The following is a 16,209-nucleotide window of genomic DNA, read 5'->3' as shown; positions in this document are numbered from 1 at the left end:
CCCCGTACACCCTTTTTCCGCATACCAGAGGAGAGCAAAGGGTGGCTGGCAGCCTCGCGCTGCTCGAACCGGTCCACAAGGCCTTCGAGCAGCAGGTACGACGCACTCCGCAGCACACCGCGGTCATCACCGGGACGACTCGAACGACCTATGCCGAACTGAACGCCCTGGCCAACCGGATCGCCCACGAGCTCGCCTCCCGGGGAGTGGGGCGGGGCTCGACCGTCGGCGTGTGCCTGGACCGCGACGAGACGCTGATCGCGGCGCTCCTCGGGGTCTGGAAGACCGGCGCCGCCTACGTCCCGCTGGACGCGGCCTTCCCGGCCGACCGCCTGGGATTCGTCATCGAGGACGCCGGGGTGTCGCACACGGTGGCCTCCGCTGAGCAGGCCGGGCGGCTGCCGGAGCGCGGCCTCGTCCTGGTGGAGACGGTCGGCCACCGCCCGTGCGACGATCCGGAGCTGCCGAGCGACCCGGGCGATCCGGCCTACGTCATGTACACCTCCGGATCGACCGGCCGCCCCAAGGGCGTCGTGATCGAGCACCGCAGTGTGATGACCCTGCTGCGCTGGGACTCCGGGCACTTCGGCGCCGAGGAGCTCGCCGGCTTCCTCGCCTCGACCTCGGTCTGCTTCGATCCGTCCGTCCCCCAGCTCTACCTGCCCCTCCTGGTGGGCGGCACGGTGATCATGGCCGACAACCCCCTGGCGCTGCACACCCTGCCCGCCAGGGACGAGGTCACGATGATCAGCGCGGCGGCCTCGGCGCTGACCTCGCTGCTGCGGGAGCCGCTGCCGCCGAACGTGCGCACGGTGCTGTCCAGCGGCGAGCCGGTGAGCCGGGCGCTGGCCGACCGCGTCTTCGCCAACCCCGGCGTGCGGCGCATGGTGAACCTGTACGGGCCGACCGAGTGCACCGTGCACTGCTGCGCCCACGAGATCTCCCGGGACGAGGAGGGGGAGCCGCCGATAGGCACGCCGTACGCCTGGTCGGAGCTGTCGGTGCGCGACGCCGACGGAGGGGAGCTCGGTGACGGCGAGCTCGGCGAGCTGTGGGTGGCCGGCCCGCTGGTCGGCCGGGGCTACCTGAACCGGCCCGAGCTGACCGCCGAGCGGTTCGTGACCGACGCCGCCGGCGTGCGCCACTACCGCACCGGCGACCTGGTCCGCAGGGAGGGCGGGGTCCACTTCTACCAGGGGCGGATCGACGACCAGGTGAAGGTCGCGGGCTTCCGCGTCGAGCTCGGCGAGGTGCAGGGCAGGCTGGTGCGCCACCCGCTGGTCGGCCACGCCGTCGTGCTCGCCCCCACCGACGAGGAGGGCACCCGGCGGCTGGTCGCCTACGTCGAGCCGGCCGGTCCCGGCCTCGACGACGGGGAGCTGAGGTCCTGGCTGCGCGGCTGGCTGCCCGACTACATGATCCCCGCCAGGATCGTGTTCCTCGACGCCATCCCCGTGGGCCCCACGGGGAAGGCCGACCGCTCCCGGCTGCCCGCGGTGACGTTCCCCTCCCCCGCCCGGGACTCCTCCCCCCAGGATCCCCCGGCCCAGGACGGCGCGCCGGTCCGGGATCCCTCCGCACACGGCTCCCCCGCCCCCGGCGGGACCGGGCCGGCCCCCGGCGGGACCGAACGACGCCGGGACGAGACCGGGCGGGCCCCCGGCGGGACCGGGCCGGCCCGGGACGAGACCGAGCGGCGGCTGGCCGCCGTCACCGCCGAGGTGCTCGGCGTCGAGCGGGTCGGCGTCCACGACCACTTCCTCGACCTGGGCGGGCACTCCCTGGCCGCCGCCAGGATCTGCGCCAGGATCCAGCAGGAGTTCGGGGTCCGGGTCCCGCTGACGGCGTTCCTGGCCCGGCCCACGGTCGCCGAGCTGGCGCCGTACGTCGCCGGGGCCGCCCCGGCCGGGACGGTCCCGCTGGTCCGCCACGCCGGGCGGACCCGCTATCCGCTGACCGGCGTCCAGCGCGGCATGTCCCTGCTGCGCGAGGTCAGCCACAACCCCGGTGCCACCGCCATCGCCTTCCGGCTCGGGCTGCGCGGCCTCACCTCCGCGGAACCGCTGCGGGCCGCGCTGGACGGGATCGTGCGCCGCCACGAGGCGCTGCGCTCCGTCATCGTGGACGGCGAGGCCGCCGAGGTCCGGCCGGCGTCGCCGGTCCCGCTGGCCGAGCACCGCCCGGCCTCGGAGGAGGAGGCCGGCGAGCTGCGGCGGGCCGCGGTCGCCCGCGGCTTCGACGTCTCGCGGGAGTCGCCGCTGCTGCGGGCCACCCTGCTGTGGTCGGGGCCGGACAGCGCGGAGCTGGTGCTGCTGACCGACCACACCGCGTTCGACGGCTGGTCGCTGGGGGTGGTCATGCGGGAGCTCCTCGACGGGCTCACCCTGCCCGGCGACCTGCCGGAGCCGCCGCTCCAGCTCGGCGACGCCGCGCTGCGCGAGCAGGAGACCGCCCCGGACGCCGAGGCGCTGCGCGCCTTCTGGGCCGAGGAGCTCGCCGGGGCGGTCCCGCCGTACGAGCTGCTGCCCCGCGCCGACGACCGTCCCAGCCGGCTGCGCGGCGAGCGCCTGGTGCGCCGGATCGATCCGGCGACGGCCGCGCGGGCCGGCGAGCTCGCGGCCGAGTGCGGCACCACCCCGTTCGCCGTCCACCTGACCGTGCTCGGCATGCTGGTCGCCGGGCTGACCGACCGGCGCGACGTCCTCCTCGGCGCCGCCGTGGCCGACCGCGCCGCCCCCGGCCTGGAGTCCGTGGTCGGCCTGCTGGTCGACGTGGTGCCGGTACGGCTGCGCCTGGAGGACGGGCTGCCGCTGCGCGAGGCGGTACGGCGGGCGGGGGCCGCGACCGCCCGCGCGATGGACCACCGGGCGCTGCCCGCGCGGGAGCGGGCCGACGCAGGCGACGTCGGGCGCCCGCCCGGCGCGGTCCTGACGCCTGTCACGCTCTCCGTCCAGCCGCCCGAGGTGCCCGTCTCCCTGGAGCGCGGGGGCGTCGGCGTGGACCTGCTCGGCGAGCTGGACGCGGGCGGCGCGCAGGCACCGCTGATCGTCTACGTCAACACCACGGCGGACGGGCCCGAGCTCCAGGTCGAGTACGACCTGGAGCACCTGGACCGGGCCGGGGCCGAGGTCCTCACCGACCGACTCGTCCGCCTGCTGGCGGACGCGCTGGCCCGTCCCGACCGGCCGCTGTCGGAGTTCGAGGTGGTCGGCGCGGAGGAGCGGGCCGCGCTGCTGGCCGCGGGGACCGGCGTGCCGCTGCCCGCCGGCGCGCCGCGGACCGTGGTGGAGGCGGTGCTGGAGCAGGCCGCCCGGCGCCCGGACGCGCCGGCGGTCGCCGACGCCGGCGGCGTCCTCGGTTACGGCGAGCTGACCGGTCTGGCGCGGCGGGTGGCCGCGGCGCTCGGCCCGGCGGCCGCGGGCGCCTGCGTGGGCGTGTGCCTGCCCCGCGACCGGTACCTCCCCGCGGCGCTGCTGGGCGTGCTGCTCGCCGGAGCCGCCTACGTCCCGCTCGATCCCGGCCACCCGACCCCGCGCCTGCGCCACCAGGTCGACGACGCCGGCATCAAGATCATCGTCGCGGCGGGCGAGGCGCTGGCGGCCGCCCGGGAGCTGGGCGGCACCGTCGCCGACCTGTCCTGGCTCCCGTCGGCGCAGGCCGTACCGGACCAGGCCGCACCCGCTCCGGCCGCACCGGAGCAGGCCACGCCCGGCGGAGGCATGCCGGAGCAGGCCACGCCCGGCGGAGGCATGCCGGAGCAGGCCGTACCGGAGCAGACCGCGCCCGGCGGGGCCGTACCGGAGCGGGCCGGCTCCGGCGGCCTGCCGCGGGTGGATCCCGGCGACCTCGCCTACGTCCTGTACACCTCCGGCTCCACCGGCAGTCCCAAGGGCGTCGAGGTCACCCACGCCAACCTCGCCGCGTTCGCCGCCTCGATGACGGTCGCCCCGGGGATCGGGCCCGGCGACGTGATGCTCGGCCTGACGCCGTTCTCGTTCGACGTGTTCGGCTTCGACCTGTGGGTGAGCCTCTGCCACGGCCTGCGGCTGGAGCTGCTGGGCCGCGACGACGCGCTCGACGCGCGGGCCGTGGCGCGGCGGATCGAGGAGAGCGGGGTCACGCTGATGACCGCGACCCCGACGACGCTGCGCATGCTGGTCGCCTCCGGCTGGCGCGGCGGGAAGGTGCGGGTGGTCAGCATCGGCGAGGTGCTCGACCCCTCCCTCGCGGGCGACCTGCTGGAGCGGGTCTCCGAGCTGTGGAACGCCTACGGCCCCACCGAGACCACGATCTACTCCACCATGGCCCGGGTCACGGCCCCGGTCGGCGACCAGGTGCCGATCGGCACGCCGCTGGCCGGGGAACGGGCCTACGTGCTGGACCGGGCGGGCCGCGTGCTGCCCGCCGGGACGCCCGGCGAGCTGTGGATCGGCGGTGCCGGCGTGGCCCGCGGCTACCGGGGGCGGCCGGAGACGACCGCCGCGACCTTCACCGACGACCCGCTGGACCCGCCGGGCGGGCGCCGCTACCGCACCGGCGACCTGGCCCGCTGGCGGCCCGACGGCACGCTCGACTTCCTGGGCCGCCGGGACCGGCAGGTGAAGGTCCGCGGGCACCGGATCGAGCCGGGCGAGGTCGAGGCGGCGCTCCGGGAGCACGTGGCCGACGCGGTCGTGACCGTGCACGGCGGCGACCACCTGGTCGGGTACCTCGCCGCACCGCCCGGGACCGACACCGGCGAACTGGAGCGTTCCCTGAGCGCCCGGCTCCCCGATCACCTGGTCCCCCGCCGCTGGGTGGTCCTGGACGCCCTGCCCGTCACGGCCTCCGGCAAGGTGGACCGCGCCGCGCTGCCCGAGCCCGGCGGCGCGGCCCCGAAGGCGCCGCCGGGCACCGAGGCCGAGTTGCTGGTGGCCGAGATGTGGGCCGCCGTGCTGGACCGCTCCGGCATCGGAGCGCACGACGACTTCTTCGCCCTCGGCGGTCACTCCGCGACCGCCGCCCTGGTGGCGGCCCGGCTGGGCGACGCGCTGGACCTGCGGGTGCCGGTGCGCCTGCTGTTCGAGCACCGCACGCTGTCCGACTACGCCGCCCGCCTGGAGGCCCTGCTCCTGGCCGACCTGGAGGAGACCCCGTGACCGAGCCGCCCGCCGAGACCACCGATCCGGTCACCGAGCGGGCGAAGGAGGCCTCATGACCGTCAGCGACGAGCGCCGGAGCGCTCTGGCGGCCCGGCTGGCGGCCGCGCGCCGGGCCGCCGCCCGGACCGTCCCGGCGATCCCCGCCAGGGAGGCGGCGGACGGCCCGGCTCCCCTGTCCCCCGCCCAGGCGCGGCTGTGGTTCCTCTCCCAGCTCGACGACCTGGCCGCCTACAACGTGCCCGCCGCGCTGCGGCTGCGCGGCCCGCTGGACACCGCCGCGCTGCTGGGCGCCGTGCGCGACCTCGCCGACCGGCACGAGGTCCTGCGCAGCCTGGTCACCGGCGAGGGCGCGACCCCGGTCGGCCCCGACCGGGTGCCGGTCGCGGTCGAGGACCTCGACGGCCCCGAGCTGCTGGAGGCGCGGCTGCAGGAGGAGCTCGCCCGCCCGTTCGCGCTGGACGCCGAGCCGCCCGCCCGCGTCCTGCTGCTGCGCCTGCCCGGCGGCGACGAGCACGTGCTGGCGCTGACCGTGCACCACATCGCCTTCGACGCCTGGTCGCGGAACCTGGCGCTGGCCGAGCTGGCCGCCCTGTACGCGGCCCGGCTCGGGGCGGCGGAGCCGCCCGAGCCGCCCCGGCTGCAGTACGCCGACTACGCGGCGTGGCTGGCCGGGCGGCCGGAGGGCGACCTCGCCTGGTGGACCGAGCGGCTGGCCGGGCTGGAGCCGGTCCTGGACCTGCCCGTGGACCGGCCCCGGCCGTCGGTCGCCGACTGGTCGGGCGCCGCCGTCCCGGTACGGCTTACGCCCGCGCTGACCGCCCGGGTCCGCGAGGCCGCCGCCGGGACCGGCTGCACGCCGTTCATGGTGCTGCTCGCCGTCTGGCAGGAGCTGCTGGGCCGGATCTCCGGCACCGACGACGTGCCGGTCGGCGTGCCCGAGGCGGGGCGGCTCCACCCGGACACCGCGCGCATGCTCGGCTGCTTCGTCAACACGCTCGTGCTGCGCGGCGACCGGTCCGGCGAGCCGACCGGGCGCGAGCTGCTGGCCCGGACCAGGGACGCCGTGCTGGACGCGCTCACCCACCGCGACGTGCCCTTCGAGCGGATCGTGGAACACCTGCACCCCGAGCGGAGCCTGGCCGTCACGCCGGTCTTCCAGGTGCTGCTCAACGTCCTGGACGACCGCCCCGCGGCGCTGGACTTCCCCGGCCTGACCGCCGAGCCCGTGCAGGCCGCGCCGCGCACCGCCAAGTACGACCTCAACCTCGCCTTCGTCAACGGGGGCGAGGCCTACGACGGCGAGCTGACCTACCGCACCGACCTGTTCGACGAGGCGACCGCGCGCCGCCTGACCGGCTGGTACCTGAACCTGCTGGAGGGCGTGCTCGCCGACCTGGACGCGCCGGCGGCGGCCGTACCGCTGGAGCCGGTGACCGGGCCCGTCGCCGCGGGACCGCGGATCGGCATGGACCTGTCGCGGCCGCTGCACGAGGTGATCGGCGACCGCATCCGGAGCGCGCCGGAGGCGGTGGCCGCGGTGGACGCCGCCGGGTCGCTCACCTACGGCGAGGCGGACCGGCTGGCGGACCGGCTGGCCCGCCACCTGGCCGCGGCCGGCGTGCGGCCGGACGAGCCGGTCGGCGTGCTGGTGGGCCGCCACGCCGGGCTGGTGCCCGCGCTGCTCGGCGTGCTGCGGGCGGGCGGCGCGTACATGCCGATGGAGCCCGCCTACCCCGACGACCGCCTCGCCTACATGGTGGAGACGGCCGGCGCGCGCGTCGTGCTGGCCGACCGCGAGCACGCCGGCCGGGTCCCCGGCACGCTGGTCCTGCCCGACCTGCTGGCCACGGAGCCGGGCGGGCCGGGCGGGCCGGGCGGGCCGGTGGACGCCGGCGTCACCCCCGGCCACCTGGTGCACGTGATCTTCACGTCCGGGTCCACCGGGCGGCCCAAGGGCGTCGGGATCGAGCACCGCTCGGCGCTGCACTACCTGCACGGCGTGGCCGAGCTGGTGCCCGACGTCCACGCCTCCTACGGCGTGGTCTCCACGATCGCCTCCGACCTGGTGATGACCTGCCTGTACGGCGCGCTCACCCGGGGCGCGGCGGTGCACTTCGTCGACCAGGAGACCGCCACCGACCCGGAGGCGTACGCCGCCCGCCTCGAGGCGCATCCCGTCGACGTGGTCAAGATGGTGCCCAGCCACCTGGAGCTGCTGGCCGCCCACGGCGACCTGGCCCGGGTGCTCCCGCGGCGGTTGCTGATCCTCGCCGGTGAGGCGACGTCGTGGGAACTGGCCGGACGCGTCCGCGCGGCCCGCCCCGACCTGGAGGTGCAGATCCACTGCGGGCCGACGGAGACGACGGTCTCGGTGCTCGGCGGCCGGGTGCCGGACGGGCCGCCGGGGCCGGGCTCGGTCCCGCTGGGCCGTCCGCTGCCCGGCGTCGAGTGCCACGTCGTGGACTCCGCGGGCCGTCCGCTGCCCGCCGGGGTCCCGGGCGACCTGTGGGTGGCGGGTCCCGGCCTGGCCCGCGGCTACCTGAACCGGCCCGACCTGACCGCCGAGCGGTTCGTGCCCGACCCGGTGACCGGGACCGGCCGCTGCTACCGCACCGGCGACCGGGTCCGGCTGAACTCCGCCGGGCTGGTGGAGTTCCTCGGCCGGGTCGACGACCAGGTCAAGATCAGAGGTTTCCGGGTGGAGCTGGGCGAGGTCAAGGCCGCGCTGCAGGAGCAGCCCGGGGTCCGCGAGGCCGCGGTGCTGCCGGTCGGCGAGGGCCGCTCCCGGCGGCTGGCCGCATGGGTGGCGCCGGCCTGCGTGGACCCGGCCGCGCTCCGGGCGGGGCTGCGCGAGCGGCTGCCCGACTACATGGTCCCGCCCTCGATCACCGTCCTCGACGAGCTGCCGCTCACCCCGCTGGGCAAGGTCGACCGGGCCCGCCTGCCGCTCCCCGAGGCGGCGCCCGCCGCGGCACGGGTCGCGCCGCGCACCCCGGCCGAGCTGCGGATCGCGGCCGTGTGGGCGGACATGCTGGGCGTGGTGGAGATCGGCGTCGACGACGACTTCTTCGCCCTGGGCGGCGACTCCTTCCGCGCGGTGCGGGCGGTCCGGGAGATCGACCCGGCGCTGCGGGTGATCGACCTGTTCACCCGGCCCACGGTCCGCGAGCTGGCCGCCCACCTCGAACACGGTTCCGAGGGCGCCGGCTCCGGGCTGCTGCACCGCCTGGCCGGTCCGCGGACGGCGAGCCGTACCCTCGTCTGCCTGCCCTACGGCGGCGGCTCGGCCGCCGCCTACCGGCCGCTCGCCGCCGAGCTGGCCCGCACCTCCCCCGCCACCGCGGTGCTCGCCGTGGAACTGCCCGGACACGACCCGGCCCGGCCCGGCGAGGCGATGCTCCCGCTGCCGGAGCTGGCCGAGCGGATCGCGGCCGAGCTGGCCGGGGTCTCCGGCCCGATCGCGCTGTACGGCCACTGCGTCGGCTCGGCCGCCGCGACCGAGGTGGCGCTCCGGCTGGAGGCGGCGGGCAAGGCCGTCGCCGGCGTCTTCGTCGGCGGCAGCTTCCCCGACGCCCGGCTGCCCGGACGGCTGTCGGCCTGGTGGAACCGGAGGTTCCCCGCCCACCGGTGGGCCTCCGACCGGACGCAGCGCGACTTCCTGCGCATGCTGGGCGCCCTGGACGAGGACTTCGGCGACACCGAGGTCATGCTGCGCGGCCTGCGGCACGACGTCGGGCAGGCGCAGGCGTGGTTCAGCCGCCGTCTCGACCCCGCCTCCGGCGAGGAGCGCAGGCTCGCCGCGCCGCTGCTGTGCGTGGTCGGCGACCGGGACCGCGCGACCGAGCTCTACCGGGAGCGCCACCGCGAGTGGGGGGCGTTCGCCGACCGGGTGGAGCTGGCCGTGATCCCCCGGGCCGGCCACTACTTCCTCAAGCACCAGGCCGAGGCCCTGGCCCGGTTGATCGACGGGCACCTGGACCGCTGGGCCGGCGGGGACCTGCCCGAGCCGGTCGGGGAGGTCGAGGTCGCGGGCCGCGGCGCCCGCCGGGACCTGCGCCGCTTCTACACCGTCGCGGCAGGGCAGACCGTGTCGCTGCTCGGCGCGGCGCTGACCTCCTTCGCGCTGGGCGTGTGGGCCTACCAGGAGAGCGGCCGGGTGCTGGACTACGCCCTGGTCACCATGCTCGCCCTGCTGCCGTCGCTGCTGGCGGCGCCGCTGGGCGGCGCGGTCGCCGACCGGGTGGACCGGCGGCTGGTCATGCTGGTCTGCGACGGCGTCTCCGCCGCGGCCACCGCGGCCCTGGTGGTCCTGCTCTGGCTGGGGCGGCTGGAGGTCTGGCAGGTCGGCGTCATCGCCGGGCTGCTCTCGCTGGTGTCGGCCTTCCACCGGCCCGCCTACCTGGCGGCGGTGGCGCAGCTGGTGCCCAAGCCGTACCTCATGCAGGCCAACGCGCTGGCCAACCTCGGCACCGGCCTGGGCATGCTCGTCGGCCCGCTGGGCGGCGCCGCGCTCATCACGGTGGTCGGGCTGCACGGCGTGGTGGCGGTGAACATCGCCACCTTCCTCGCCGGGCTCGGCACGCTGCTGCTGGTCCGCTTCCCCGACCGGCTCTTCCACCGCATGGAGGAGTCCTTCGGCCAGGCCATCGCCGGCGGCTGGCGCTTCCTCGTACGGCGCCGCCCGCTGATGATCATGATCGGGTTCTTCGTCGTGGAGAACTACCTGGGCATGCTCGCCCTGTCCGTGACCGTGCCGGCGGTGCTGTCGTTCAGCGACGTCACGGGGGTGGGCCTGGTGACCGCGATGCAGGGCCTGGGGGCGGTGCTGGGCTCCCTGGTCATGGTGTTCTGGGGCGGCACCGAGCGGCGCGCGGTCGGCATGGTCGGCTTCGTGATCGGGTTCGGGGCCGGGGTGCTGCTGGTCGGGCTGCGGCCCTCGCTGGTGCTGGCGGCCTTCGGCGGGCTGGTGTCGTGGGCGTTCCTGACCGTGCTGAACGCGCACTGGCTCGCGCTCATCCAGCTCAAGGTCGGCCTGGAGCTGCAGGGCCGGGTGCTGGCCACCAACCAGATGCTGGCGGTGTCGATGACGCCGCTGGCGTTCCTCACCTCACCGGTGCTGGCCGACGAGGTCTTCGGTCCGCTGCTGGCCCCCGGCGGGGCGCTGGCGGACACGGTCGTCGGCGACGTCGTCGGGGTGGGGCCGGGGCGCGGGGTCGGGCTGCTGCTGGCCGTCTGCGGCGCGCTGCTGATGCTCTGGGGCGCGCTGGGGCTGTGGTACCGGCCGCTGCGGCGCATGGAGGACGCGCTGCCCGACGCGGTCGCGGGCGCCGAGATCGCCGAGGACCTGGACGCGGTCCAGGCCGAGGCCGACGCGGTCCTGGCGGAGGGCGCCGGCCGGGGCCGGTGACCCCGGCCGGCGACGGTCGGGCCAGGGCCGAAACCGGGGCGGTGGCCCCGTCCCGGCGGCGGTCAGTCCAGCGCCGGGACCGGGGCGGCCGGCTCGGCGGCCTCTCCGCTTCTCCCGCTCTCCCCGGGGCCGCCGCGCAGCGGGATCTCCTTGATGAAGGCGGCCAGCAGCGGAACCACGACGGCGAACAGGATCGCCCACCAGAACACGCCGGAGATGGAGGCGGCCAGCGACTCCAGGAAGCCGGTGCGCACGGCCGCAGGCAGCTGCCCCAGAGCTTCCGGGGTGACCTGGCCGCCCGCGGTGGCGAGTCTCTCCCCCTCCGGGCCGAACCGGGTCGTCAGCTCGTCACCGAGCCGGTCGTTGAAGACGGCGCCGAACAGGGAGACGCCGAACGAGCCGCCGATGGAGCGGAAGAAGGTGGCGGTGCTGCTGGCGACGCCCAGGTCCCTGGCCTCCACGCTGTTCTGCGCGATCAGCATGGTGGTCTGCATCAGGAAGCCCATGCCGAGGCCCAGGACGGCGATGAACACCCCGGTCTGCCAGGTGGGGGTCTGCACGCCCATCAGGGACAGCAGCCACATGCCGAGGGCCATGCCGGCGCCGCCGACGACCGGGTAGGCCTTGTACTTCCCGGTCTTCGTGATGGCCCGGCCGACGAAGAGGGACACGACCATGGCCGCGCCCATCATGGGGAGCAGCAGCAGGCCGGAGTTGGTGGCCGAGGCGCCCTGGACGGTCTGCTGGAACAGCGGCAGGAAGTTGATCGCGCCGAACATGGCGAAGCCGAGCAGGAAGCCGATCAGTGAGATCAGCGTGAAGTTGCGGTTGCGGAACAGGCCGAGCGGCATGATGGGCTCGGCGGCGCGGCGCTCGACGGGGACGAACAGCGCGAGGGTCACCACGGCGAGCCCGACCAGGCCGAGGATCTGCGGCGAGCCCCAGGCGTACTCGTTCCCGCCCCAGGTGGTGATGAGGACCAGGGCGGTGATGCCGGTGGAGAGCAGGGCCGCGCCGAGCCAGTCGATGCGGTGCTCGGTGCGGTGCCTGGGCAGCTTCAGCTTGACGGCGAGCAGCGCCAGGGCGGCGAACCCGACGGGCAGGTTCACGTAGAAGGCCCAGCGCCAGTCGAGGTGGTCGGTGATGAACCCGCCGACGAGCGGCCCGGCGATCATCGCCAGGGACATCACGCCGGCCATCATGCCCTGGTACTGGCCGCGCTCGCGGGGCGGGACCAGATCGCCGATGATCGCCATCGCGTTGACCATCAGGCCGCCCGCGCCCAGCCCCTGGAGCGCGCGGAAGGCGATGAGCTGGGCCATGCCACCGTCGGGGCCGCCCAGGAGGCCGGAGCCGGCCATGCCGCAGAGCGCCGAGCCGATCATGAAGATGACGATGGAGCCGAGGAAGATGTTCTTCCGGCCGTACAGGTCGCCGATCTTGCCCCAGATGGGGGTCGAGACGGTGGTGCCGAGCACGTAGGCCGTCACCACCCAGGAGAGGTGGTTCAGGCCGCCGAGCTCGCCGACGATGCGGGGCATCGCGGTGCCGACGATCATGTTGTCCAGCATCGCCAGGACCATCGCCAGCATCAGGCCCGGAAGGACCACCATGACCTCGCGCCGCCGTGCGGGTGCCGCTCCGGTCTGTTTCACTCGTCCGCCCCCAGGGAGAGAATCCGTCTTACCTGCCGACCGGCAAGTGCCCGATATGCTAGGAATGTAGGTGGCTTACTTGCCGGCCGTCAAGTTGGTTTCCCGGCCGCCGGCACAGTGACGACACGACGACGAAGGACACCATGCGGGAACAGGCCGACACGCGCACGCGCATCCAGGAGATCGCGCTGCGGCTCTTCGTCGAGCAGGGCTACGAGGCGACCTCGCTCCGGGAGATCGCCGAGATCCTCGGCGTGACCAAGGCCGCCCTCTACTACCACTTCAAGACCAAGGACGACATCGTCGCCAGCCTGGCCGAGGAGCGGTTGCGCATCGTCGAGGAGCTGATCGCCTGGGCCGAGGCGCGGCCGCGCACCGACGAGACCCGGCGCGAGCTGCTCCACCGCTACGCCGACGGCCTCTACCACGAGCACCACCACCAGATCATGCGGTTCTTCGAGCGCAACCAGACCGCGATGAAGAACCACCCGGTGATGGAGAAGACCCGCGAGCGCATGCTCCACCTGATCGGCTTCCTGGTCGAGCCCGGCGATTCGGCGGTCGTCCGGCTGCGGAGCTCCATGGCGCTGTTCGCCCTGCACGCCTCCGGGTTCCTGCTCTCCGGCGACGACCTGTCCGACGACGAGCGCAGGGCCGCAGCCCTGGAGGTCGCGCTCGACCTCGTCCGGCGGTGACGGCGGTGACGGCCGCGGCGGTGACGATGACGGTCACAGCGGTGGCGGTGACCGCCGCGGCGGTGACGCCGGTGGCGACGACGGTCGCGGCGGCGCTCCGGGGGCGCCCCTGGTCCGCCGGACGCGGGGCGGTGCGCCGGTGAGCGTGCTGATCGACCCGCCGGCCTGGCCGGGCCCCCGCGGCCTGCTCTGGTCGCACCTGGTCAGCGACTCCTCGGTCGAGGAGCTGCACGCCTTCGCCGCCCGGCTGGGCGTGCCTCCCCGGGCCTTCGACCGGGACCACTACGACGTCCCGGAGACCGTCTACGAGCGGGCCCTCGCGCTGGGCGCCGAGGCGGTCTCCTCCCGCGAGCTGGTCGCCCGGCTCACCGCCGCGGGACTGCGCAGACGCAAGTTCCGCCGTCCGGCCGGAGAGCCCGCATAGGTCCCCTCCGACCGGGCATGACGTGCCGCTGGAGAGCGCGTACGCGCACGCCGGACAGAAGGGGAGATCATGCTCAACGGCAAGACGATCGCGTTCCTGGTGGCCCCCGAGGGCATCGAGCAGATAGAGCTCACCGAGCCGTGGCAGGCCGTACGGCAGGCGGGCGGCACCCCGAGGCTGATCTCCACCCGGGCGGGGGAGGTCCAGGCCTTCAACCATCTGGACCGGGCCGACCGCTTCCCGGTGGACGCCGTGGTGGACGAGGTCTCGGCGGACGACTTCGACGGGCTGGTCCTGCCCGGCGGCGTCGCCAACCCCGACCTCCTGCGGACGGTGCCCGGGGCCGTGCGGTTCACCAAGGCGTTCTTCGAGGCGGGCAAGCCCGTGGCGGCGATCTGCCACGCGCCCTGGACGCTCGTCGAGGCCGACGTGGTCGGCGGCCGGACGGTCACCTCCTGGCCCAGCCTCCAGACCGACCTGCGCAACGCCGGCGCGACGTGGGCCGACCGGGAGGTCGTGGTCTGCGACGCCGGCCCCAACACCCTCATCACCAGCCGCAAGCCGGACGACCTCAAGGCCTTCTGCGAGGCCGCCCTGGACGCCTTCTCGGGCTGAGCGCCATCGGCCGCGCCGCGGACCCCCTCCCGGACCGGGACGGGGCCCGCGGCGCGATCGGTTCCGCCCCGCCGGGCGGTTAGACCCGCCCTTGCGGGGCAGGGGTCGGCAAGGCCACCGGGGAAGGGGGAGACCGTGGAAGCCACCATCGCGTTGCGCCTGCCGCGCGACGCCGCGAGCGTTCCGGTCATCAGGCAGATGCTGGACTCGTCGCTGGGCGCGCTGGGCGTGCAGGCGCACATCCGCGACGACATCCAGCTCATGCTCTCCGAGGCGTGCTCCAACGTGATCAAGCACGCCACCGAGAGCGATGACTACATGGTGCGCACCGAGCTCTCCAGGGACCGGTGCGTGATCAAGGTCGTGGACGCCGGGGGCGGCTTCGAGTTCTCCGGGACCCGCCAGCAGGCCGCACCGACCGCGGAGTCCGGCCGGGGGCTGCAGATCATGCGGGCCCTCGCCGATGACATCCACTTCGTCAAGCGGCAGGAGAAGGGCTCGATCGTCTGCCTGGAGAAGGTGCTGCACTTCGTCGACGACGCCCCCGGCGCGTCACTGCTGCTCGACGATGAGCACCAGCTCCGATAGGGCCGCCCGGAGGTGGTCGGTGATCGTCCACACGTCGGGGACCATCTCCCGGCAGGCGACCACGCCGACGTCGAGCGAGCCGTCGTAGGAGAAGACGGTGACGTTGAGGCCGCCGCTCATGTCGGTGATCACCGACACGGGGTGGTAGGCCAGCAGCCGGGCGCCGCTGACGTACAGGGGGAGCTGCGGGCCCGGGACGTTGGAGATCACCACGTTGATCGGTCCCGCGGTCCCGGCGAACAGGTCGAAGGCCGCCCGGGCGGCCAGCCCGGTCAGGGCCGAGGGCATCATGTCGCTGACCTGCTGAAGCCAGTGGGCGGGCGCCAGCGACGAGCGGTCCTTGATCACCGTCATGGCGTCCCGTACGGCCAGCAGCCGCTCCACCGGGTCGGCGACCTGCGTGGCCAGCTGGGTGATCATGAGGGTGACCTGGTTGCCCGCGCTCTGGTTGCCCATCGTGCGCAGTGAGAACGGCACGCCCGCGACGAGCGGCCGGTCGGGCAGCGCGTCGTGCTTGATCAGCCACTGCCGCAGCGCCCCGGCGCAGACGGTCATCACCACGTCGTTCACCGTGACGCCGAAGGCGTTCTTGACCCGCTTGACGTCCGCCAGCGACAGGGTGGTGAAGGCGAACCTGCGGTGGCCGCTGATCCGCCCGCTGAACGGGGTGCGGGGCGGGGTCATCCTGGGCAGCGCGGGCGCCGGGTCCCGGCCGGTCAGCCGGCCCGCCAGATCACGCGTGACGCGTGAGACCAGCCCCGCGCCGGGCAGCTGCGAGACGACGGGGATCTCGTCCAGGTGCGGGACCGCGTCGACGAGGAACCGGACGGTGTTCGCCGGGTTGGCGACGGCCTTGGCCACGCCCTTGGCGAGCATCTCCCCCGTGCTGATCCGCTCCTGGTCCCGGGGCGCGGGGACCGAGGACGTCGCGGTGGGCTCGGGCGAGGTGTCCAGCAACGCGGCGAGCACGTCGGCGCCGGTGATGCCGTCGACCGCGGCGTGGTGGACCTTGGTGTAGAGGGCCATCCGGTCACCGGCCAGGCCGTGGATGAGGTACATCTCCCAGAGCGGGCGGCGCCGGTCCAGGGGGCGGGCGTGCAGCCGGGCCACCTGCTCGCCCAGCTGCTCGTCGCTGCCCGGCGGGGCCAGGCCGAGCTCGCGCACGTGGTAGTCCAGGTCGATCCTGGGCTCGTCCACCCAGTACGGGTGGTCCAGGCCGAACGGGACGAAGGCCAGTCTCCGGCGCAGCGGCGCCGCCAGGTGGAGCCGGCCGGCCAGCAGCGAGAGCAGGTCCCCCCGGGTCAGCACGCCGTCCAGGATCGCCAGCCCGGCGATGTTCGCGACGTTCGTCGGGGTCTCGAAGTTCAGGAACTGCGTGTCGACCGCGCTGAGTTGCCGCATCGCCTACCTCCGGAGGGTTCCGTTCCCATCCTGCTCCCTTCCGGTGGTCAGGGCCAGCACCGCGAGCACCACCAGGACGACGACGGACAGGACGAGCATCGCCAGGCCGGCGATGCCGAGCACGATCACAATGGTCATGATCTCGCTGATCATCTGCCACACCGCAAGACTGTGCCCTGATTCATCCGCTGTCATACCGGTTTTTGACTCCGGCGTGAACCGTGCGGCTCCCCCGCACTCCCCGGAAACCGCTTCTGCACGGCCGGGGCCGCCCGCCCGCACC

At 74.9% G+C, this 16,209-nt stretch carries 10 protein-coding genes; 7 read left to right on the top strand and 3 right to left on the bottom strand.

From position 1 onward, the window contains the following. Positions 1 to 41: 41 nt before the first annotated feature. Together HS048_RS19045 and HS048_RS19040 are read left to right on the top strand one after the other, a co-directional pair. On the top strand, positions 42 to 5,138 hold the full coding sequence (locus HS048_RS19045; protein ID WP_196467697.1) for a non-ribosomal peptide synthetase: 5,097 nt from the start codon (positions 42 to 44) through the stop codon (positions 5,136 to 5,138). Between the two features lie 55 nt (positions 5,139 to 5,193). Beyond that, on the top strand, positions 5,194 to 10,548 hold the full coding sequence (locus tag HS048_RS19040; protein ID WP_196467696.1) for a non-ribosomal peptide synthetase/MFS transporter: 5,355 nt from the start codon (positions 5,194 to 5,196) through the stop codon (positions 10,546 to 10,548). Positions 10,549 to 10,610: 62 nt separating this feature from the next. On the opposite strand, the gene HS048_RS19035 is transcribed toward HS048_RS19040, so the two are convergent. Continuing rightward, on the bottom strand, positions 10,611 to 12,203 hold the full coding sequence (locus tag HS048_RS19035; protein WP_196467695.1) for an MDR family MFS transporter: 1,593 nt from the start codon (positions 12,201 to 12,203) through the stop codon (positions 10,611 to 10,613). Positions 12,204 to 12,346: 143 nt separating this feature from the next. On the opposite strand from HS048_RS19035, the gene HS048_RS38195 reads away from it, so the two are divergent. The 5 genes from HS048_RS38195 (at position 12,347) to HS048_RS19010 (ending at position 14,525) form a co-directional block, all read left to right on the top strand. Then, the gene (locus HS048_RS38195; protein ID WP_068903012.1) at positions 12,347 to 12,898 is read left to right on the top strand and encodes a TetR/AcrR family transcriptional regulator; all 552 of its coding nucleotides are present in this window, start codon (positions 12,347 to 12,349) and stop codon (positions 12,896 to 12,898) included. Beyond that, the gene (locus tag HS048_RS19025) at positions 12,895 to 13,041 is read left to right on the top strand and encodes a hypothetical protein (protein ID WP_196467694.1); all 147 of its coding nucleotides are present in this window, start codon (positions 12,895 to 12,897) and stop codon (positions 13,039 to 13,041) included. Before HS048_RS38195 ends, HS048_RS19025 begins: the two co-directional genes overlap by 4 nt. Then, a complete protein-coding gene (locus HS048_RS19020; protein ID WP_068903014.1) occupies positions 13,038 to 13,322 on the top strand; it encodes a DUF4031 domain-containing protein in 285 nt (94 codons plus the stop codon). The genes HS048_RS19025 and HS048_RS19020 overlap by 4 nt, the downstream gene beginning before the upstream one ends. 69 nt (positions 13,323 to 13,391) lie before the next feature. Further along, complete coding sequence (locus tag HS048_RS19015) at positions 13,392 to 13,937, top strand: type 1 glutamine amidotransferase domain-containing protein (protein WP_068903016.1); 546 nt, start codon at positions 13,392 to 13,394, stop codon at positions 13,935 to 13,937. 135 nt (positions 13,938 to 14,072) lie between these two features. Beyond that, entirely contained in the window at positions 14,073 to 14,525 is a 453-nt protein-coding gene (locus HS048_RS19010) for an ATP-binding protein (protein ID WP_068903018.1), read from the top strand. Here the strand turns inward: HS048_RS19010 and HS048_RS19005 are convergent. Both HS048_RS19005 and HS048_RS19000 read right to left on the bottom strand, forming a co-directional pair. Beyond that, the gene (locus HS048_RS19005; RefSeq protein WP_068903021.1) at positions 14,490 to 15,926 is read right to left on the bottom strand and encodes a wax ester/triacylglycerol synthase family O-acyltransferase; all 1,437 of its coding nucleotides are present in this window, start codon (positions 15,924 to 15,926) and stop codon (positions 14,490 to 14,492) included. The genes HS048_RS19010 and HS048_RS19005 overlap by 36 nt on opposite strands. 3 nt (positions 15,927 to 15,929) lie before the next feature. Next, positions 15,930 to 16,088: a hypothetical protein gene (locus HS048_RS19000; RefSeq protein WP_157237508.1), complete on the bottom strand. Its 159-nt coding sequence runs from the start codon at positions 16,086 to 16,088 to the stop codon at positions 15,930 to 15,932. Positions 16,089 to 16,209: the final 121 nt, after the last annotated feature.

Source organism: Planomonospora sp. ID91781 (assembly GCF_015711595.1).
In the GTDB taxonomy this organism is placed as follows: domain Bacteria; phylum Actinomycetota; class Actinomycetes; order Streptosporangiales; family Streptosporangiaceae; genus Planomonospora; species Planomonospora parontospora.
Note: the sequence above shows the minus strand (reverse complement) of the source record. Positions and strands in the feature narration are given on the sequence as shown.